Annotated in this window: 26 protein-coding genes; 4 read left to right on the top strand and 22 right to left on the bottom strand. The window is 40.0% G+C overall.

The annotated features are described in order from the left end of the window. Positions 1 to 15 precede the first annotated feature (15 nt). The 4 genes from JOC54_RS01590 to JOC54_RS01575 are packed head-to-tail and all read right to left on the bottom strand — an operon-like array spanning position 16 to position 4,283. Positions 16 to 825: a carbohydrate ABC transporter permease gene (locus JOC54_RS01590; protein ID WP_204463931.1), complete on the bottom strand. Its 810-nt coding sequence runs from the start codon at positions 823 to 825 to the stop codon at positions 16 to 18. A 21-nt stretch (positions 826 to 846) separates the two neighbouring features. Beyond that, the gene (locus JOC54_RS01585) at positions 847 to 1,773 is read right to left on the bottom strand and encodes a carbohydrate ABC transporter permease (RefSeq protein ID WP_239586526.1); all 927 of its coding nucleotides are present in this window, start codon (positions 1,771 to 1,773) and stop codon (positions 847 to 849) included. 11 nt (positions 1,774 to 1,784) lie between these two features. Further along, complete coding sequence (locus tag JOC54_RS01580; protein ID WP_204463929.1) at positions 1,785 to 3,044, bottom strand: ABC transporter substrate-binding protein; 1,260 nt, start codon at positions 3,042 to 3,044, stop codon at positions 1,785 to 1,787. Between the two features lie 15 nt (positions 3,045 to 3,059). Continuing rightward, positions 3,060 to 4,283 (bottom strand): ROK family transcriptional regulator, encoded by a 1,224-nt coding sequence (locus JOC54_RS01575; protein WP_367617759.1) that lies wholly within the window; start codon positions 4,281 to 4,283, stop codon positions 3,060 to 3,062. A gap of 357 nt (positions 4,284 to 4,640) precedes the next feature. Here JOC54_RS01575 and JOC54_RS01570 point away from each other — a divergent pair, with 357 nt between their 5' ends. Continuing rightward, a complete protein-coding gene (locus tag JOC54_RS01570; protein WP_204463927.1) occupies positions 4,641 to 5,453 on the top strand; it encodes a hypothetical protein in 813 nt (270 codons plus the stop codon). A gap of 56 nt (positions 5,454 to 5,509) precedes the next feature. Further along, positions 5,510 to 5,686 carry a hypothetical protein gene (locus JOC54_RS01565; RefSeq protein WP_204463925.1) on the top strand — a complete coding sequence of 59 codons (177 nt, stop codon included), beginning with the start codon at positions 5,510 to 5,512 and terminating at the stop codon, positions 5,684 to 5,686. A gap of 9 nt (positions 5,687 to 5,695) precedes the next feature. Here JOC54_RS01565 and JOC54_RS01560 read toward each other — a convergent pair whose 3' ends face one another. From JOC54_RS01560 to JOC54_RS01550, 3 genes are all read right to left on the bottom strand, one after another. Continuing rightward, complete coding sequence (locus tag JOC54_RS01560; protein WP_204463923.1) at positions 5,696 to 5,890, bottom strand: hypothetical protein; 195 nt, start codon at positions 5,888 to 5,890, stop codon at positions 5,696 to 5,698. 222 nt (positions 5,891 to 6,112) lie between these two features. Next, the gene (locus tag JOC54_RS01555; RefSeq protein WP_204463921.1) at positions 6,113 to 7,294 is read right to left on the bottom strand and encodes an iron-containing alcohol dehydrogenase; all 1,182 of its coding nucleotides are present in this window, start codon (positions 7,292 to 7,294) and stop codon (positions 6,113 to 6,115) included. Positions 7,295 to 7,307: 13 nt separating this feature from the next. Further along, entirely contained in the window at positions 7,308 to 8,156 is an 849-nt protein-coding gene (locus JOC54_RS01550) for an aldo/keto reductase (RefSeq protein ID WP_204463917.1), read from the bottom strand. 191 nt (positions 8,157 to 8,347) lie between these two features. On the opposite strand from JOC54_RS01550, the gene JOC54_RS01545 reads away from it, so the two are divergent. After that, on the top strand, positions 8,348 to 8,656 hold the full coding sequence (locus JOC54_RS01545; RefSeq protein WP_051990764.1) for a winged helix-turn-helix transcriptional regulator: 309 nt from the start codon (positions 8,348 to 8,350) through the stop codon (positions 8,654 to 8,656). 276 nt (positions 8,657 to 8,932) lie between these two features. On the opposite strand, the gene JOC54_RS01540 is transcribed toward JOC54_RS01545, so the two are convergent. The 3 genes from JOC54_RS01540 to ku all read right to left on the bottom strand — a co-directional run bounded on the left by JOC54_RS01540 (position 8,933) and on the right by ku (position 10,810). Next, positions 8,933 to 9,109: a hypothetical protein gene (locus tag JOC54_RS01540; RefSeq protein ID WP_204463908.1), complete on the bottom strand. Its 177-nt coding sequence runs from the start codon at positions 9,107 to 9,109 to the stop codon at positions 8,933 to 8,935. A 474-nt stretch (positions 9,110 to 9,583) separates the two neighbouring features. Beyond that, the gene (locus tag JOC54_RS01535; RefSeq protein ID WP_204463906.1) at positions 9,584 to 9,874 is read right to left on the bottom strand and encodes a hypothetical protein; all 291 of its coding nucleotides are present in this window, start codon (positions 9,872 to 9,874) and stop codon (positions 9,584 to 9,586) included. 105 nt (positions 9,875 to 9,979) lie between these two features. Next, entirely contained in the window at positions 9,980 to 10,810 is an 831-nt protein-coding gene (gene ku, locus JOC54_RS01530; RefSeq protein WP_204463904.1) for a non-homologous end joining protein Ku, read from the bottom strand. An 86-nt stretch (positions 10,811 to 10,896) separates the two neighbouring features. On the opposite strand from ku, the gene JOC54_RS01525 reads away from it, so the two are divergent. Next, positions 10,897 to 12,708, top strand: coding sequence for a DNA ligase D (locus JOC54_RS01525; protein ID WP_204463899.1), 1,812 nt, complete (start codon positions 10,897 to 10,899; stop codon positions 12,706 to 12,708). A 36-nt stretch (positions 12,709 to 12,744) separates the two neighbouring features. Here JOC54_RS01525 and JOC54_RS01520 read toward each other — a convergent pair whose 3' ends face one another. The 12 genes from JOC54_RS01520 to JOC54_RS01470 all read right to left on the bottom strand — a co-directional run bounded on the left by JOC54_RS01520 (position 12,745) and on the right by JOC54_RS01470 (position 20,326). Further along, entirely contained in the window at positions 12,745 to 12,939 is a 195-nt protein-coding gene (locus JOC54_RS01520; protein ID WP_204463886.1) for a hypothetical protein, read from the bottom strand. Between the two features lie 32 nt (positions 12,940 to 12,971). Then, positions 12,972 to 13,814: a DUF418 domain-containing protein gene (locus JOC54_RS23315; RefSeq protein ID WP_204463884.1), complete on the bottom strand. Its 843-nt coding sequence runs from the start codon at positions 13,812 to 13,814 to the stop codon at positions 12,972 to 12,974. Positions 13,815 to 13,829: 15 nt separating this feature from the next. Continuing rightward, the gene (locus JOC54_RS01510; RefSeq protein ID WP_204463882.1) at positions 13,830 to 14,126 is read right to left on the bottom strand and encodes a DUF418 domain-containing protein; all 297 of its coding nucleotides are present in this window, start codon (positions 14,124 to 14,126) and stop codon (positions 13,830 to 13,832) included. 346 nt (positions 14,127 to 14,472) lie between these two features. Beyond that, positions 14,473 to 15,318, bottom strand: a complete 846-nt coding sequence (locus tag JOC54_RS01505; RefSeq protein WP_204463880.1) for an SHOCT domain-containing protein — start codon at positions 15,316 to 15,318, stop codon at positions 14,473 to 14,475. A 222-nt stretch (positions 15,319 to 15,540) separates the two neighbouring features. Then, a complete protein-coding gene (locus JOC54_RS01500; RefSeq protein WP_204463878.1) occupies positions 15,541 to 16,392 on the bottom strand; it encodes a leucine-rich repeat domain-containing protein in 852 nt (283 codons plus the stop codon). A 36-nt stretch (positions 16,393 to 16,428) separates the two neighbouring features. Further along, positions 16,429 to 17,097 (bottom strand): hypothetical protein, encoded by a 669-nt coding sequence (locus tag JOC54_RS01495; protein ID WP_204463876.1) that lies wholly within the window; start codon positions 17,095 to 17,097, stop codon positions 16,429 to 16,431. 51 nt (positions 17,098 to 17,148) lie between these two features. Beyond that, complete coding sequence (locus tag JOC54_RS01490; protein WP_204463873.1) at positions 17,149 to 17,616, bottom strand: hypothetical protein; 468 nt, start codon at positions 17,614 to 17,616, stop codon at positions 17,149 to 17,151. A gap of 25 nt (positions 17,617 to 17,641) precedes the next feature. Then, complete coding sequence (locus JOC54_RS01485) at positions 17,642 to 18,448, bottom strand: hypothetical protein (RefSeq protein WP_204463872.1); 807 nt, start codon at positions 18,446 to 18,448, stop codon at positions 17,642 to 17,644. 146 nt (positions 18,449 to 18,594) lie between these two features. Beyond that, entirely contained in the window at positions 18,595 to 18,939 is a 345-nt protein-coding gene (locus JOC54_RS01480) for a YcnL family membrane protein (protein ID WP_204463871.1), read from the bottom strand. A gap of 111 nt (positions 18,940 to 19,050) precedes the next feature. After that, entirely contained in the window at positions 19,051 to 19,185 is a 135-nt protein-coding gene (locus JOC54_RS23075; protein WP_275582661.1) for a hypothetical protein, read from the bottom strand. A gap of 12 nt (positions 19,186 to 19,197) precedes the next feature. Beyond that, entirely contained in the window at positions 19,198 to 19,404 is a 207-nt protein-coding gene (locus JOC54_RS01475) for a DUF4240 domain-containing protein (protein ID WP_275582674.1), read from the bottom strand. Between the two features lie 265 nt (positions 19,405 to 19,669). Beyond that, the gene (locus JOC54_RS01470) at positions 19,670 to 20,326 is read right to left on the bottom strand and encodes a hypothetical protein (RefSeq protein ID WP_204463869.1); all 657 of its coding nucleotides are present in this window, start codon (positions 20,324 to 20,326) and stop codon (positions 19,670 to 19,672) included. Positions 20,327 to 20,364: the final 38 nt, after the last annotated feature.

Here is a 20,364-nt window from a genome sequence, read left to right as displayed (position 1 = left end):
TTTCAATCTACTAGACTATCTTCGCACTCCACCTAGGGCAATTCCTGCTATTAAATGCTTTTGTAAGAAAAGAAATAAAATTAACATCGGAATTGTCGACAGTAACGCCGCCGCCATTAGCAGGGGATAATCGGTCGTATACTGCCCTTCGAAATTGGCAATGCCGACTGAAAGCACGCGCATATCGGCTGAATTTGTCATGACGAGTGGCCACATAAAATCATTCCACGAAGCCAGCACCGTAAAAATTCCGAGTGCAACAAGGGCAGGCTTGGCGTTTGGCAGGATGATGCGCCAATAGACGCCCCACTTCGAGCAGCCATCAATGATCGCCGCCTCATCCAGTTCTTTTGGAATGCCCATAAAAAACTGTCTTAACAGAAAGACCCCAAATGCGCTGAAAATTCCAGGGACAATTAAGGCATAAAATGTGTCAATCCAGCCAAACTGCGACAGCAACGCGTAGTTAGGAATTAAAATAACCTGAATTGGCACCATTAAAACCGAAAGAATCAAGATGAACAATGTATTTTTAAACGGAAATTCTAGTCGGGCAAAGGCATACGCAGCCATCGAGCAAAGAAACAGCTGAGCAGCCGTACGCATCACCGTTACAAAAATCGTGTTTGCATAATAGGTCATGAAGTTCGCGCTCTCAAACACATTCGCATAGTTTGCCAAGTTCAGCTGTTCCGGGAAAACAGAAGGCGGAATTTGCATCGACTCTAGATAGGTTTTAAACGATGTCGAGACCATCCAAAAAAACGGAATAATCATGATGACCGCCCCGACTATTAGTAAGAAATGAACCCACGTTTTTTTCATGCCGCCTCCCCCTCTTTTAAACTAGTTATCATAATGCACCCACTTTTTCTGCCCGATAAATTGAATGATGGTAATGACTAAAATTAGGAGAAACAATACAAATGCTTGGGCTGATGCATAACCCATCTGTGAAAACATGAAGCCAGACTCATAGACGCCATAGACAATCGTCCGCAACGGACCAACTAAAGCAGCCGTATCACCAATCATTACAAATAATAAGTCAAAGACCTGCAGCGAACTGATCATCGCTGTCACGATTACAAAGAACAGCGTCGGCGTGATCAGCGGTAAGGTTATCGAAAAAAATTGCCTTACCTTCGAAGCCCCGTCGATTTGCGCAGCTTCATAATAGCCCGTGTCCACATTCTGAAGACCTGCCAAAATTAAAATGACGTTATTGCCAATCGTCATCCACACATAGACAGCAATGACTGAGATCAAGGCAATCGAAGGATTAAATAACCATTCTGGTTGGGGCAGTCCGACCGCGCCAAGCAAGTAGTTAAACAAGCCATACTCCGTGTTGTACAACCATTTCCAAACCATTCCGACGGCAATTGGCATCGTCACCACTGGTAGAAAATAAAGCGCTCGGTACACAATCATGCCTTTAATCCGTTGATTTAATAAAACGGCAATTAGCGTGGCCAGTGCGACAGAAGCGGGAACGGCGACGATCATAAAAACAAGGGTATTGAGCAGAGACCTTAAGAAAACAGGACTCGTAAACAATGCTTTCAGATTTTCCAACCCGGCAAAGCGAGGGGACGTAAGCCCATCCCAATGTGTAAACGACAGGGCGAAAGAAGCAATCGCTGGTCCAATATAAAACGTGAATAGCCCTATTACTGTTGGTCCCACAAACAATAAGGCCCACCAAACATCTTTTGACTTTTTCTTCTTAAAAGTTGGAGCGGTTTTAACAGATACTGACGTCTGATTCATTCCCATCCCCCTTATTGTTCGTCCTGTCCTTGACTCAAGATTCGCTCCATTTCAGCTCCAACGCGATCAAGTACATCCTCAATCGGTTCACCAGAGAGAAAGGCACCTTGAATTTCCGTTGTTTCCATCCGTTGCCACTCCGCTGTGTTGCGTGAAAGCGGGTATGCTGCCCCAAATTCCTGTGCATCAATAAAGACTTGCAGGTTCATACCCGGCAATGAGTCCAACCATAGATCCGCTGCCGAACGGGCAGCTGGTGTTGAAAATCCAGTCTCCGCAATGATCTCGTTCCCCTGGGCACTTGTAAGCTCTTTCATTAATTCCCAAGCAAGGTCTGGATCATCCACTTCCTGATTCATCGCCCAGCTAATTCCGTGCAAAATCGACGCTTCCTCTTTGTGACTAGGTAGGGGAGCAACATCGACTTTATCTCCAAGCTCCTCGTAATAAGTCACACCCATGACCGAGATCGCTGGCATCATCGCCAGTTGATTTGACATAAACAATTGATTGTTATCATTTTGAATTTGCGATTTGATTCCAGGAGAGATGCCTTTGTCAATCAGTCGCTCGATAAAGCTAAACGCTTCTTTCGCGGCATCTGTATGAAAGCCCGAACGCAGCTGGTCCTCACTCACAATTTCTCCACCCGCTTGATGGATATAATTGTAATAGCCCGACTGATTGTGCACGACTGGAGCCAAATAGCCATAGATGCCCTCTTCCGGATTCGTAAGCTCTTCACCAACACGCTCAATATCTGCCCAAGTCCACGTTTCATCGGGATAAGCGACGCCAGCTTGATCAAAGATTTCTTTGTTGTAATAGAGACCGATTGCATCAACGAAATAAGGAGCTCCGTAAAGATCATCTTCAAAACTGTACAACTCGATCATTGATTCGTAATAATCACTTTTTTCGAAATCTGGATCTGACTCAAGAAACGGCTCCAGGTTTTTGATTAAGCCGGGTTCCGCATATTGATAGAAATTAACAGCATTCATCCAAAAAAGATCTGGACCTGCGCCGCCACCGATGCTTGTTCGCAGCGTTGTCCAATATTGAGAAAACGGACTATAGGTCACATTGACCTCCACATCCGGATGCTTTTCTTTAAAAGCCGCAATTCCTCCATCTACCGCTTCACTTGCGTTTTCATCCCATAATGCAAGACTGATTGACTTTCCAGCTGACCCCTCGTCCTCATTGCTACAGCCAGCTGCTCCCAACACGATAAAAGACAGGCTCATCCACTTGACCCACCTTTTCATCCACTCGCCTCCTCGCTATTTTCCCTGCTGTAAAAAGACATTATACCGCCCTACCTGCAGTTCATCTTGAAGCATAACGGCCAAAGCACCTAAGAGATTCATGTCACTGCCGAGCGCTGTTTGTTTGAGTTTAAAACCCTTCAAGACAATCTTCATCGCTCGTTGCTTAATTTTTTCATCTAAAGAACCTAGTAGTGGTTGATTATTTAGAACATGCGCCCCGTTTAAAATAACGGTTTGCGGATTCATGAAATGAAGCACATTTGTAATGGCTACCGCAAGATACTCAGCCATTTCCTCAACAATTCGTAGCGTGAACGGATCGCCCTCGCAGGCAGCTTCAACAAAATGGACAGGTAGAATGCTTTCGGGTTTCCCGCCTGCCTTTTGAACAATGCGCTCACCCTCTCGCTGCGTAAACCAGCCTGATAGAACTCGCGCATAAATAGCTGGCCAGCTCACATAATTTTCTAAGCATCCTTGATTGCCGCAAGAACAGTTGACGCCACCCGGCACCACGGTCATATGGCCAATTTCGCCAGCGCTCCCACCATAGCCTCGAAAAATATGATCATTTACAGCGATTCCAGCGCCAACCCCTTCATCGATTGAAAGATAGAGCATGTCTTGATACGATGCATCCCCAAACTGTTTTTCCGCGATGACCAATGCATTTAAATCGTTTTCAACATAGACTTGTACACCAAACGCTTCCTCAACCAGCTGCTTTAATTCAATATCATATAAATCAAGCTTTGCATTATAAAGAATCGTTCCGCTCTTCGCATCAACCACGCCCGGACAAACAATCGAAATGCCAACGAGGTTTGTTTGATTTCTTACGACCGGCTCAACGAACGACCCGAGCACATCAAGGAAATGATTGATGTACGCCATCCCTTTCACATTACCGACAGAATAATCACGCTTTTCTTCCTGCTCACCAGCTAAGTTTAATAACCCAATTTGAATGGATGCATTGCGCAGCGAAACGGCAAAAATGGAGGCCTTATCAGGATTAAACCGAAACAAAACCGGTTTTCGCCCGCCTGTTGAATCGCCAATTCCCTCCTCGCGAATGTAACCCTCGCCTCTCAATTTTGCTAGAATCGTCGCAACGGTTGTCTGACTCACCTGCACGCGCTGGGCAATATCCGCTTTAGACAAAGGCCCTTCTGTCCGAATTAGATTTAAGACGTTTACGCGATTTACTTCCTGAACATGTAGCTTTTTCCGAATAACGCACCCCCACTTTCATCAACCTCTTTTAAAAGTTTTTTTAATTTAGCGGATAATTAACAGCATTATCATTCATTTCTTACCTAAGCTTATTTAATTTCCGAAAGTTCTCTCAACTACTTTCAAATCTATCCTACCGAATATTGAATGGTAAGTAAACACTTTTCTGAAAGTTTTAATTAAAGTCTGTCATATTGGTTTACATTGTGGTAGAGTCAAAATAATAGTTCTTCCTCTAATTAGTGTGCTTACAAAACAAAACCTTACCAATTCCTCTACATTCATTTTTTCTCAACTACCTTTTAGTTCTAGTTAACATTCTACAAGTTAATAACGAATAACTTTAGGAGTATTTCTATGAAGAATAAGTTTGCACTGTTGTTCTTAATTGTTTTATCTATGTTAAATCTTGCCTTCTTTATTTTCCGACTGATCTTCAAAGGAAATTCCCCATTTTTCCCGGAATTAAGTGGTGAAAAACTGATTGATTTCCCACGTTTTCTAGATAGATTCTTATCATCTTCATTAAATCAAGCCTTGCTTGAGCATTCATTTTATCAGCTTGTTATCATCGGCTTTTTTATCCTTATACCAATCGCTTTATTAAGAGCACAAAAATTTTCTATTGGTTCTTTTACGTTTGAAGGTATGATTACAAAGGGAAATACGTTTAAAAATGTGACCATCTCTGCAGGTGCGATAAAATATTTAGCGCAATTTAACAGTGAACACTCTTTTAAAGTGGAAACAAACAAAGCCGCGCTGTCTCAAGACTTTGAAGAGTATCTACATGATGTTTTTTCTCACGCTATTGAAGAAGTTTACGAGGAAGCTAAAATTGAGATGTCTCATGCAGTCTTTAACTCGAAGAAGAAGTTTCTAACAAATCGAGATGTTCGTATTGAACTTAAAAACAAACGCGAAATAGCTGAATCAGGTCATGTTGTTGATGTCAAAAATGATGAGTATGATTATAGAAAAGGCTATAAAAATCAACTTCTTGTATACGTTCGCTCATTGGTTGATACAGAGTCGCCCTCTTTGTACATCGTAGTCTCAGCTCCACTAAAAGATTTAGATCAGCATGACAACCATTTTTTCAAGGGACTAGCTAACTCCGCGAGATCTACCTATGATTATACTTACACAGTAAAGCTTTACGATGAATGATTTTTATGACAAAAAATTAGAAGTATTGTATACTAGTTTGACAAGGAGGAGATGCAATGAAACTTTCAGCTGAACAAAAAGCAAAAGGTCGTGCGAATGTACGTAAACTTTTCAACTCCAATCAATCCTTAAATCGACCAGATTTTGATTTACCGATTATTACTGAAGATGAGCAAACATACATTAACACGTACGGTCGCATAAATAAAAGAAAAGACAAAGCTAGAGCTTAGTAAGAAGTTCTAGCTTTGTCTTTTCTGTTGTACATCAAATTGTTTGCACATTTTCTTTATCAGCAATTCGTCTGCGTTAAGGATGTTTGCCGCATACTCGATTTCATCATACGTATAAAGTTTTTCCTTAGAGCGCTCAAGCTTTTTCCCATTTAGTAGTCGATTCTTCTCTGCAATAATTCCTCGTTTATTTACACTTTTCAAGACCATCACCTCTTCTAGCAATCTATGCCACTGACCATGATTTAGAAGAACTGCATCTAAAAATTTCAAGTTAATAGCGTTAGATAGTGTTGGTCATACGCTAAAATTTATACGATAGAAAATAAATTCAAGCAGTAAAAGAGGGAGATTATTCAACTCAATCATATTTTCATTAATAAAAAAAAGACCTTCATCAAACAAAGGTCTCCTCCTGCTTTTGTATCATCGTGCAGCTTGATAGATTTCAATCATATCGTCTCTGCCTAATGGCTTAACAACGCCAATAGTTCCGCCTGCTGCCTCCGTACACTTATCGGCCATTTCTGTAATCTGGTCAACCGTCAACTGAACGTCCATTTCAGAGACGGATACCGGCATGTCAATGCTGCGGTAATAGGCCTCCATCTTTTCAATCCCAGCAATTGCGGTCTGATCGTCTGTTTGTTCAGGCGTAACCCCCATGACGTTGACGGCAAATTTCACAAAGCGATCGAGTCGATTCTGGTAAACATAGCGCGCCCAGCTGCCCCAGATCGCAGCTAAACCTGCGCCGTGGGTCACGTCGAAGATGCCGCTAAGTTCATGCTCTAACATATGAGTCGCCCAGTCGCCCCCGTCTGTACCGAAACCAGTAAGACCGTTGTGCGAAATGCTTGAGGCCCACATTAACTCAGCAAGCGCCTCGTAATTTTGCGGATCTTCTTTTACAATCATCGTTTGTTCCATCACGGTCCGCAAGATCGTCTCGCTTAATCCATCAGTCAAAGCCATATTGGTGCTCTGGTTAAAATATCGTTCCATCGTATGCATTAAGATGTCAGCACTTCCCGCTGCCGTTTGGTACCACGGAAGCGTCTTAAGCAATTCAGGATTTAAAAAAGAGACGGCCGGACGACCTAAGTCATCATCATAGGCTCTCTTTTCCCAGCCCTCTTCTTTTGTAATAACGGAACCGGTGCTCATTTCGCTCCCGGCAGCGGCAATCGTTAAGACAGTTCCAATCGGTAAGCAGGCTGTTGCTCGACGTTTGGACTGATACAGTTCCCATACGTCACCGTCGTTCGCTACACCATAACCAATTGCCTTAGCCGAATCAATCACGCTGCCGCCACCTACTGCGAGAATGAAATCAAGTGCTTCTTTTTTCACTAATTCGATGCCTTCATACACAAGCGATAAGCGCGGATTCGGAACTACGCCGCCCAGCTCGACACTTTGAATGCCGTTTTCGCTCAATGAAGCTTTAACCCGATCCAACAAACCTGATTTTTTCGCGCTGTTCCCACCGTAATGAAGCAATACTTTTTTCACTCCAAGTTTCTCAAGTTCTGTTCCAACCTGATGTTCAGCAGCTTTTCCAAAAACAACTTTCGTTGGTGTGTAATAATAAGATAGTTCACTCATCTTCTTTACCCCTTTACGATTTTGGTTGGTATAGCGGTTGAAATTTGTTCATCTCATTCGGGTGTGTTCCTCGGCGCTGACCCCGATCTAATGCGTGGATGACATTCACCTCGTCAGGCGTTAATTCAAAATCAAACACATCCAAGTTTTCTTCAATTCTGCTTGGCGTAACCGATTTTGGAATGACAATCGTCTTGTTTTGAAGATGCCAGCGCAAAATCACTTGTGCAACTGATTTGTTATATGAAGACGCAATTGCCTTAATTTGTTCATCTTGAAGCACTTCTCCACCTGAATCAAGCGGACTCCACGCTTCTAGATAGATATCATGTTTTTCACAGAACGCCTTCAGCTCCGTTTGAGCCAAGTATGGGTGACACTCCACTTGGTTTAAAACAGGCACGACGTCGCACTCGTCTAAGATTCGCTCCAAATGCTCAATCTCAAAATTACAGACGCCAATCGCCTTCACGCGCCCGTCATGATACAGTTTCTCTAGTGCTTTGTACGTCTCCACATACTTATCAAATTTTGGCGTTGGCCAGTGAACCAAATAGAGGTCAACATAGTCTAGTCCTAATCTTTCTAAACTTTGCTCAAACGCATTAATCGTCGATTCGTATCCTTGATCAGCGTTCCACACTTTCGTTGTGATAAAAAGCTCTTCGCGAGGAACCGAGGACGCGGCAATCGCTTTTCCGACTCCACCCTCATTTTGATAAATCATCGCTGTGTCGATGGAACGGTAGCCAGTATTAAGCGCATATGTAACAGCTTCCTCTGCCTGGTTATTGTCTACTTTCCACACGCCGAAGCCAAGCTGTGGCATGCTTATCCCATTGTTTAACGTAACGTTATTCATCTTCCATCTACTCCCTCACTGCCTGATTGTAAACAAGTTCGTTCGAATCCGCTTTCATATAAAAACGGAGAAAAGATCTCTCATTGTTATTTTAAACGTTTACTAATAAAATAAAAGGAGTGAATTATTTGTTATGTTATACACTTATGTGTACATACTACACTTTTTATACTAGGGAGTTGACCGGAACAATGAGTGACGTACCTTGTTCAATCGAAGCCGCTTTAAAAGTTATTGGAAACAAATGGTCTTTCTTTATTTTAAGAGAACTCTACGATGAGAAAAAACGCTTTAATGAGTTATCACGGCTCATTAATGGCATTAGCCCTACCGCACTCACGAAATCATTGCGTCATCTCGAAAACGAAGGCATGATCAATCGCACGATCATCCCAACGGTTCCCGTGACAGTCGAATATTCAGTTACCGAAAAAGGCGAATCGTTTCATAAAATTATTAAAGAAATGAAAAAATGGGGTAAGGAGTGGTCCGCGAAGTAAGGGCTAGACCATGAGGGGAAAGCGGGCGTGGTCTGGGTTCTGCTTTTCCTCAATCTACTTCCACATAGGATTGATAGAGCATCTCGATAGACTTTTCTTTCCGTATCTTGAAACAGGCTTTAACCTCATTTATTATAGCTTTACTATTTGGTATAAGAAGCAACCTATGATATTCTTGTGTCATAGGGATAAACATTCACCGAACGGCGTTGGCTACGTCGTACGAAAAGCGTCATGCACTGCTGAAACTTCGATTTCACTTTGTCCGATCGCAATCTATTTAGAACCTGTTAGGGAACTAAGTAGATATGCAACAAACTTCTTTATTGACTCTTCTAAAGCTAAATAAAGAAGTCCACTCAAAGCTGCGGAAATGGCTAGTTTCCGACGGCTTTTTTGTTTTACTTTCTTCCGTTCCATTCGCTGGTTACGTGTGGGTAAAGGGATACACATTCACCCCCTCCTTTAAAAATAGAAGAAAGGATCACAAGCCTACTACTCTGTTAACCATAACTTGAATTCTTTGATCTGCTCGGCTCGTACAAAAACCCAACCTATAAGGATTGGGTTTTATTTTCAATGTTATGATTTAATCCTCGTTTGATTCATGAGATTTACGCTCGACAAAAGTGTCCAAAGCGACAAATTCCATCTTCTCACTAGCTTCAAGTAATCACTTATAAGCCTCTTGTTTTAGATCTGCGCGCTCCTGTACTGGTGTTTCATTTAGGCTATATACAATCCGCTGGTCCTCAACGAGAAATGCCTCTAGAACTTGTCATGTAATTTGCGTTCTTTCTCGTTTAGATTCAATCTACCTAATTTGTTTAAGTAAATCTTTCAGCCACGTTAAGTCCATTTTCTTTACAAAGACTAAAAAACGCAAGGAGACCAGCTAAATACAATGGTCTGCTTGCGTATGTACCTTTAAGAAAAAAGTGGGATAATATTCGTATACCCGAGGAAATGCTTTCGCTCTTCTTCGTCCTTAAAATAAGACAGCACGTCGATATAGGTGCGCTCGTTTAGTTGAGCTTGAACAACGGCTACAATCGGTTTGCTTTCAATTCCCGCAAGAAGCATTGCGTTGCTATAGAGCCAATCAAACGCTCTTGTTTGAAATTCACGTTGTTCATTCCATTCAATGAATAGGCGGACACTGTCATTAAAGTGACTCTTATTCTCTCGTAAAAAACGTTCTAGTTCAGATTGATTCACACACTTGTTTCCCCTTTTACACCAAATCGTACCTTTCAGTATAAAAGAGGAAAGAAGATGGTGCGAACGGGGATTACAGGGAACGAAGGAAAGGATTTACTTTCTCTATGCGTTTTTCTTTGTTTTTGTTGTGGCTTTCTTTTTAGCCGGTGTCTTTTTCTTTTTCGTTTGATCGATCGATGCTTGTAAAGCGGACATGATATCCGTTACATTTGATGCTTCTTTTGGCTTTTCAGATGCAGTCACAATCTCTTCTCCAGACTTTTTCTTTTCAATTAAGTCCATTAACGCATGTCGATACTCATCTTGGTATTTGTCCGGATCAAATGGCGTTGTCAGCTGATCAATTAACATTAGCGCCGCATCCAACTCTTTCTTCACAATCTCCTGTCCTTCAGGGACGTTAGGCACGTCTTCAAACTTCCTTACTTCATCAGGGAAATGAATCGTTTCCATCATCAATCCAGTTTGATAAACACGGACAATTGCCAACTGTTCTTTTGAGCGAATCATAATCTTGGCAACCCCAATTTTCCCTGCTTTTAATAGCCCTTCCCTTAACAAACCATAGGCCTTGCCTCCGCCGGAATCAGGCGCTAAAAAATAGCTTTTTTCAAAATAGATTGGGTCTATTTCCTCTAATTTAACAAAATCAATAATTTCTACCGCTTTGTCTTCTTGTTCTTTCTTTAATTGCTCTAAATCCTCGGCATCAAGGACGACAAATTTATTTTTTGCGTATTCGTATGCTTTGACAATATCCTCGTTCTTAACTTCTTCCTCACAATCCGCGCAAACTTTCTTATAATTAATCGGCGAATGGCACTTTTTATGGAGCTGCCTTAATTTAATGTCTTTGTTTTCCGTCGCCGTATGAAGTTTGATAGGGATATTCACAAGTCCGAAACTAATGCTGCCTTTCCAAACCGTATGCATGCCGTCACATCCTTTTTATGCTTAATATGATGCGACGAGTGATAATTTATGTACGAGTGGTCAAACTAGTTAGATGAGGTGAGAAGATGAAACCAATGTTAGCAACAGCCGCAACAGATCTTCCTACTGGAGATCAGTGGATCTATGAAGTAAAATATGACGGCTTTCGCTGTTTGCTCCATTGGGACAAAGAAGGACCTCGTTTATTTAGCCGGAATGAGAAAGAATTAACGGCCGCTTTCCCTGAAATTATCGAAGCTTGTAAGCAGATCGAAGCAGAACTAACCAACCATCTGCCTCTTATACTCGACGCGGAAATTGTCTCACTCGTCAATCCCTACCAAAGCAACTTTTCAATTGTTCAGCGACGAGGAAAACTGCGTGCGCAGGCACAAGTGAAGAAATATGCCCAGCGCTTGCCTGCCTCTCTGATGGTTTTTGATCTCTTAATGGAGAAAGGAAATGCGTTAACCGCGCAGCCTTTAACCGAGCGAAAGCAGCTCTTACACTCACTGCCTATCCATACATCCTCCCTTCAAGTCGTACGACCATTTTCTGACCTGAAGAAAGTCGAAACGCTTGTAAAAAACCAGCACGGGGAAGGAATCATCGCGAAGAAACAGTCAAGCACGTATGTTACTAAACGGTCCCCTAACTGGGTTAAAATAAAGAATTACCGCTACATTCATGTGATTGTAACGGAGTACGACAAGCAAAATGGCTATTTCCAAGGAAGCATTTTTCACAACGAAGAGTTGATTCCAATCGTTCAATTTTCAAATGGAATGACAGGCGACGATCGCGCGATGTTAGCGACGCTTTTTAAGAAAAATGGGACGCTTGTTGGCAAGGAACGCTGGTCACTTCCGCCCTCTATCTGCGTAAGCATTGGCTGCATTAGCTTTGACGGCGAACATCTTAGAGAGCCTGTGTTCCAAGCGTTTCTGCTCGAAGAAAAAGTGGAACAGTGTACATGGCAATCGCTCCACAAACAGCTGTATCCCCTGCCTGCTGAAGTGGAAATCACTAGTGAAGAAAAACCGATATGGCCAGTGATTCATTTAACAAAAATAGACTTTTTGCAGTACTTACATAGCGTAGCGCCTGTTATGCTTCCTTTCTTAACAGACCGCCTTCTCACAACGATTCGCTTCCCGCACGGCGCAACTGGAGAAGCGTTTTATCAAAAAAACTGTCCCGACTATGCACCGTCTTTTATTGAGACTCATACACAGGACGAGATTGATTACATTGTCTGCAATTCAGTAGAATCGTTGCTATGGCTCGGAAACCAGCTTGCGCTTGAGTTCCATCTACCTTACCAAAAGAAAGATCAAGCACGCCCATCAGAAATTGTGTTTGATTTAGATCCACCTGACGTGAATCATTTTTCTCTGGCAATTCAAGCTGCGCTCGCTTTTAAAGAAGTGATTGATTCCTTTGGTTTAAACGCTTTTATCAAAACATCAGGCAACAAAGGCTTGCAGCTGTACCTCCCTTTACCAGAAGACGTGTTTACCTACCAAGAGACAAGAGCGTTTTGCCAGTTTATTAGTACGTATGTCGTGGAACAGCAAACAGAACACTTTACTCTAGAGCGCTTAAAGAAAAATCGAAAAGGACGTTTGTACGTTGATTATTTGCAGCACGATGAAGGCAAAACCATCATCGCGCCTTATTCACCTCGTGGTCACGAGCGAGGTTTGGTCGCTACCCCGCTCTACTGGGAGGAAGTCACAGCCCAGTTAGATCCCGGTCAATTTACTTTGCCGCAAGTCATGCACCGTCTAAAAGTTGAAGGAGACCCGTTTCGAACGTTTAGACACGGAGTTCAAGCACAAGGAGCGCAGTTCAAGAAGGTTTTGGAGCATTTGAAGACGTTTTTGAGGGGGATGTAGGGAAGGTGTTACCTTTGCATTCAAGCCCAAACAGATTCATGCTTGTGGCTTCTTGTTGACGCGAAATTTCATAATGAGCTCAAGCGCAATTTGAATAATAACTAGAACAACTAACAACAGAAATGACACTCTGGCTAAATCGATTGTTGTGACCTGATCGCCAACGCTTGTAAATCGGATAATGAGATGAATAATGAGAAAGACAAAAATGAATCCTCTAAACATTTTCATGGGTTACCTCCAAGGTTTTATTTTTACTAACCCTAGTTACGCTTCCGTTTAAAAGACAAATTTGTTCCAACACGCACAATATACTCAAAAGGACCGATGTTCCATTTCTTTAAAAAGGCATAACTACATATAACTTGTATCGCGAAAATGAATAGACCCAGAATAACGCCAAGAGAGACACCAAGTGAACCAAACAAACCTAACCCGTAGCCATAAAAAATCATGGTACAGATGATGCTCTGAAACAAATAATTGGTGAGAGAGAGCTTGCCTACACTTGCAAGGGCCTTAAACACTTTTCGATCTCTCCATAATTGATAGAACCAAGCGATAAGGAAGATATAGCCTAACGTTAATAGATTCGTCCCTAAAGCAAACAACATCCCTAGGAAATCTACAGTTGGGAATAGGTAATAAGCAGATTTAAAGAGTAATCCTAATCCAACGAATAGTAGACTGACTAAGCGATAATTTGTAAATGATGCTTCTGTAAACCAGCTTTTCTTTGCCGCATACATGCCAATTAAAAACATAGGTCCAAGTACAATTGGCAACAGGAAAACTCCAGTAAGGAGAAACATTTCATCAATACCTAACTGTTTAAAAACATCATACTCAGCACGAAAGCGAACAATCTCCGAATAACTCCCGTCTGTATATGCCTTATTGGTTTGCTTAATAACTTCCTGTAAACCGCTTGGCTCGTAAATTTCTGTCTCGTAAGCACCGTACCCTAACAGAACAGAAAGAGCTAACAGGCTCACGCTCCAAATGAAGAGCGTTTTCACTTTTCTCGCCACAAATGGAATGAGCATTAATCCAACGATGCCATAGGTTAAGAGAATATCCCCCTCCCAAATATATGTAACATGCACGTATCCTAAGATCATTTACATGATAAATCGACGCGCGAGGAGCCACTTCGGTCGTTGATCGAGCGCAACACTTTTTGAATGCAGTAATACCATTCCATATCCAAATAAAAATGCAAAAATCGGCATAAAGCTGCCCTCAACAACGACTTTTACCACATAAAAACTAATCCAATCATGCGAGTTTATAGCAAACAGTTCAATCATTTCAGTTCCAAACGATCCATATTGAAATAACAATAAATTAGCTTGGAGGATCCCAAGTAAGCACAGCCCTCTAATAACATCTAATGTTTCAATTCGGTTATTCTGCAATACGTTATTTCTCCTTCTTGGTACGTACGATATTCAAAATGGCCAGACGTTCATTCAGATGAACTCATCTAAAAAGAGAGATAAATCAAATTATCTCTCTTCAGTGTATGTCCGCCTTTTTAACACTGCCATTTGCGTGATCCACGTTCATCGCTTCTACCGAGCACAGTCACTTACATTGGAATCATAAGATAATTCCCTTTTAATAACAATAACTAATAACGAAACTTTATAAAAATTTTATAATCGACCCGAGAAGAGTAGCTGTTCCTTCAGATCTGACAGTCCCAGATATAAAAATAGAAATTAGATGATAAGACCCTCGATCTGTCATAAAGGTCTCGTTTCATTGGCGAAGCAACTGCGCCTTTTTCTGTTCAAATTCCTCTTCTGAAATAATTCCTTCGTCTAAAAGAGACTTAAACGCTCGAATCTCGTCGGCGGCAGAGCGAGAAGAAGATTGTGCTGGTTGTGTAACGGCTTGATAGGGTTTATCTGCGTGGTAGGCACGTAATCGCTCAATGAGTTGTTTAGCCTCGTACATACGATGATAGTCATCAATTCCTGTAATTAGCAGTTCATTTTCAGATGCTAAATAAGCTTTATAATTTTCACTACTACTTGTAGATCCTGTAAAAAAACGGATTCGTCCAGCCTTTATACCACTTTTAGACAAATGAATGCTGTCAATAGAAGAAATAGAAAACTCTCTCTCGCCGTTTCTACCACGGTGCAAAATTTTATGATTTATGGAGACCGTGTAGGCGCTTATGGTTAAATGACCTTGATGAGCTTCAAATTGAATTGATTCATTCGGATTGGACGTCAATTGTTCGACTAAAGAATCTATTCGATTACTTGGATTCTTTACGTGCTTTGCACACTCTGCATTTCTTTGTTTTATCAATTCTCTAATCTTTTCATATTCTTTATACTTTTTCTTTGATCGAATTATAATTGCTTGTTCATGAATCATTGCTTCTTTATTATCAATTTCGGGATCTTGATGTCGCCTAAAATAAGCATACCCCGAAAAGAGTTTAGGTTTTTCCTCTTCAATTCTCTCTAATTCAGTAAACATGATTTCAACTTTTTTACTCAAGTTACCAATTTTACGATTATGATCTAGTATTATACGATCTTCAGATACAATTAAGGTCGTTCCCATTGATTTAAAGGCAATTTCAGTCATACTAAATCCTCCTAAAAAACTCCACTTATAAAAGCTTCACCAAAGTCTTTTCATATTAATTTTCAGCATTAACTTCGTCTATAAGAGATTAAAATCCCTATAGTTCTTTTGCGGCGAGCATCCGTTGTATGTGTGAGTGGTTTTCATTATTATAGCTCTTTTATTGATAGTTTTTTAGAGATTCCGCAATAATCATTGTCTCCATCTCTTTTATGTACATGTTCACACTCTCCGTCTCGCCCGTTGATTTTCTGCTTTCACTCGACCATTTGCTTTTCTAAACGAAGCGTTTGAATGAGAATACCAAGCCTTTTCATCAAATTGAACATCGTTTACGCCTAAACAAGGGGTTAGATCACCGTCTACGATCTCACTTTCTAAGAAAGCGAAATAAGTTAGCTGTTTCATCTTCTTTATGAACTGAATCGATGGAACCTTTCCAACTTGAGTAAGACCAAGCTTTCTCAGTTCTCTTAACTGATGCAGATCAGCTAAATCTTCAATGCTTTTACAGCCTTCAATCCATACCTCGCTTACATTTTGGTTTTCTCCTTCTAATAAAGAAAATGTCCGCAACGTTTTTATAGAAGCAAGCGATAGATGACGAAGCTGTTTGAATTGATCCAACCCCTTCAATGACCTTATGCTTCCACCCGTTAATTCCAGCACACTTAGCTTACTCAGTGCTTTTAATTCGGATAATGTATAGGAAGCTGGCTTGTATTGTGACAATCTTAACTCTTCTAAGTGAACCAAGGTTTCAATCCCCCGAACATCTTTTGACCAGTTTAACGCAAGCTTTTTTAGCGGTAAACCAGTCAAATCAAATGGTTGCTTCAAGTCGACATCCAACAGCAACTGTTCTAATTGGGGCAAATAATGTAGTGCTGAAAAGTCCATTAGTTTACTTGAGACAATATGAAGTTTCGTGACCGAAGGAATTTCTTTTAAATATTCAAGCGTTGAACCAGAATAGAATGCTTCATTAATGCTGATCGCGCAAATATTCTTTTCCCTAATCTCCTTGATACACGTACTCATATCATTGTAAATACGATAAACCTCTTCTCTCAAAACACTCAATCCTTCTGTCATGTAATGGATGTTCAATTAAATCGCCTGGGGCTCAACCTTTAACACGTCACAACAAGGACAGAGTGAGAAATAAAGCATCGTTTCTCCAAAAAAGAAATCAACGTCTTCATTAAAAATGGATTCCATGTCGTTGTCTCCTGTAATCTGAGCAATAAATTGCATCTCTCCACCACAAGAAATGCAAGTCAAATCCAATGCATCTTGCGCAATAATCGGCTTGCCAAAAGCGCGGCCTATATAATCTGTTCCGAGTTCAGAGAAGAGCCGATCAATCGTATCGTCATCTGTCTGATTATCTCTGCTGCTCGCTTCTCTTAATGCAACTGAAATGAGAGGGAGTGGATTCACGATACGATCTTCCTCATCTTGTTGCTCAATCTCTTCTTGATCCTGTTGTAAAATCGTCGCTGATTTATTAATAAAGTCTACTTTAAAATGTTGATTGTCCCAGAACAATGAACAGTTCAAACATGAGAATAAAGGGATTTCTGCTATTCTGTTTTCTAGCTTCATTAATGCCGCCTCTGAGACATTCAAGGTTAAAATCTGGTGCATCGATTCTTTACAGATTTTGCTTTCAGGCAATGTCCACGTTGTCCCACCGAAAAAATGACCAGAGCTCGTCTTGCTTTTATTCTTAACAATCTTATAACCGCGATCTTGATTTGATAAATTACTGTTCAATCCATCATCCCCTTAACATTTCATTTCGACCACGTTTTAGTGCCTACTAGCTTATACTCTCCAGCCAAATAATGCCTCTTTTCTTTCTTCGGTCCATCGTTTTAGAGGAAGTGTATATAGTTTTAGGTACTCCACTTTTTTCATGTCATTCGTTAGCTTGTCAGTCAGAAAAACACCTACGGGAGTTTGTTCAGGAATTGTATTTACTTTTTCAAGGAAGGTTTCATATTCAGTTATAGCTAATTGTGTCAGTTTGTCAATTGGTACTCCCCTGCTCGTATAATCAAGAATGGCGAGCTCTTCAGCCGAAATAGGCTTGCTTATCTGCTTCACGACGCCCATCTCTGAGCGAGTTCTTTGCTCATTTAGCGCTATGAAGAAATGGGTGTCACTTGGCATTGGTTGTAAGCCTACTTTGCTTTCCTTTCTTTGCGCATAGTAAAGCCACTCATCTACCGCTCCGTAGCTGTTAAATTTTTCACTGTGAAAACCGACGACCATTTTTGAATATGTTTTCATTTTTTCCCCTCGCAATTCTTTATTGTTAAAATGAACGTTTGGATAAAAAAGATTCTAGATGACCCATGAATTCCCACTCATCTAAAATTCTGTCTTTTTTGAAACGGCAACAGTCATAGTTCTCGGAAGCCATATTACTAACATATTTATACTGTTTATCCTCTTTTAAAAACAACCAATTAGAAATAGAATCGATCTCTCGATTATAAGGCAAAGAAAGCGCATCACCTGTTTGATAAAATTGATAGTCTCTCAATAAGTTTACAATTTTCTCTGAGTCAGTTTCGTTAATGTATCTTTTAAATTTGTTTAACCTATCATTTTTGACGCTTACCTTTAAATCGTACTCATCTTCATAAGTACCTGCATGTATGCTTACATCATCATTGGATAGCTGAACCTCTTTCCGGATTTTCAGCTCCCAATTAATTTCACGTAAAGATTTCTTAGAACATAGCAATGTGTAAGTCGAGACATTGCTAAAAATAAAATCCATATGATCAATCAAAGCAAAGTTTTTAAAGGTACATACACCGCTTAAATAGAGCGTATTATTGATCATGACAGAATGACTCTCCCCCTTACTATCAATAAACTCCTCCAAATCTTCTCCCAGTAATGACCAAATTGTTTTCTTTAACTGAATTTTTGTTGGATGATCAATTTCTACGTAAGCAATGATGTAAATGGTATAGTCACTGATGATAGGATTTATGATTTGCTCAGCCCTGTCTAGAAACCAAAGAAACTCTTCCTCTGTAAACAATCTATTTCCAGATACAAGAAGATTACTCGTATATTTATGTTTTTGACATTCAGTCCATATATTCACGATCCACACTCCCACTCTTTTAGTAAGCAGCAATCTTTGCGATCTTGTTTGAAGTAGTAGAATTAAAACGAACGTTAAGCTCACTTTGAATTCCTCACTCACCTAGAAAAAGCCTGCATTTCCATGCAGGCTTTCTGTACCAATATTTAAGCCGCTCGCTTTTTCGCAAAAAACGTGCCTCTTTTATAAAGAAAATTTGATAATGCTTTTTGACCGAAATAATAAAGTGGAAACAGGAATACAAGAGCGACAATTCCCGTCGGCACGTTCTCTAAAAAAGGGATGCTTGGCGAAAGGATGCCTCGTACATACTCACTCAAGAAAATCATAAGCGCAACAAAACCGACTGTTGGGATAAGTAACAATGCCGTTGCTTTCATTTCATAGATGCGGGACTTGCAGTGAGCACATGTAAAAACGAAAGGCACGTTTGAGTCAGACAATGCTTCAACTGTAAAAGGTGCCTGGCATGATGGACATTGTTGGTTCATAGGGGTTCCTGCTTTCATTTTTTTCATTTTAGTAAACTTTCATAGGGCCATAGCAAGCTATCTATATGGCTCTTTTCGCTATACTTGCATTGATGAGTTGATTACAGAACTTTAGCTCCACCCCCGCTCATTCGAGAACGTTTCATAATCTTTGGACGGTACGTAATCCCAAGCCTCATTCGTCTTTTCTTCAAAAGCTTCGGTCGCTAAAGTCAGCAAGTCTTCAAACTCATTATCTTTTGGCATTGCTTCCGGGTGTTACACCACATATTCATAGAATTCTTTGCCTTGCACAACTACAAGACACCTCGCATACAGGAAGAAATCAGGTGAGATAAACGTTTCTTCATCAATGTAAGCAGCTTCACCAATTGCTCGTGCATGTTTTTCTGTATCCAGCTTGTACAGCTTCTGAGCCAATGCTTCTTCGAACTGTTTAATCTGCTTCTCTTTCATGAATACCAGCTTTTTACGTGCAGCTTAATGGCTTGTTAATCACAAAGATTAATTCGTTAACATCAATTTTCTTAGCGACAGAGCAATAAAAATCTTTAGAAAGCAATTCAAGTCTTTCATCATCTAAGCTAGGAATAGAATTATCAAATTTTCTTGTTAAAGTAAATGATACTTCTTCGCTTTTTGTTTAAATCATGCTTTTATACTTTATAAGGACATTTTCATCCATGCAAAGTTCAAAAGTTCTAATTTAAGTTATTTAGTAACTTATTAATTACCTAATAATAATACTTTGATAATTTTCTTTATGTGAATCGATATATAAAGCTATTTCATTATTATTTATCCATTTTAATTCCTTCATTAATCTGCTAAACTCGTATTCAATTGGCAAAGTTTTATGAATCAATTCTCTTTTTATCAATGTTTTATTTTTATCATTCTTTCTAATCTCTATCCATATAAAAAATGCATACAGCTCATACTCGCAGAAAACACTTGCTAATAAACTTTGATCCATATTTCTCTTATTCTTAAATACATAAAATTCATTTTTAAAATTTCTTTCCTTCATTTTCAAATATGCTTGTTTTATCATAAAACTATCCCAGTTTTTTAATTCGCTTACAAACAGCATTGATTCTATTAGAGTTTTAGCCAGTATTTTTTTCTGCTCAACTTCGCTTAATTCCAAGAAAACTTCTTTATTAAATGGGACTTCTACTTCATAAAATCCATTATTCTCTTCATCTATTCTACTATGACTGTACTCACCTAGGATAAAGTTTAATTGTCTACAATTATTTGTTTTAAATGTACCTAAACATTCTTCAAATAGATCTGTTATACACCGAGTAATAAAATTTAGATTTTTCAATGGATCTTTTATCCTCAATTCCTTATCATACATTCCAATACTTTTTAAGATCATAAATTACTCCCAATAATAAATTTTTTTGGTTAAAGGGA

The sequence above is a fragment of the Shouchella xiaoxiensis genome, assembly GCF_016907895.1.
GTDB classification, from domain to species: domain Bacteria; phylum Bacillota; class Bacilli; order Bacillales; family Bacillaceae_D; genus Shouchella; species Shouchella xiaoxiensis.
This window is presented reverse-complemented; position numbering and strand designations above follow the sequence as displayed.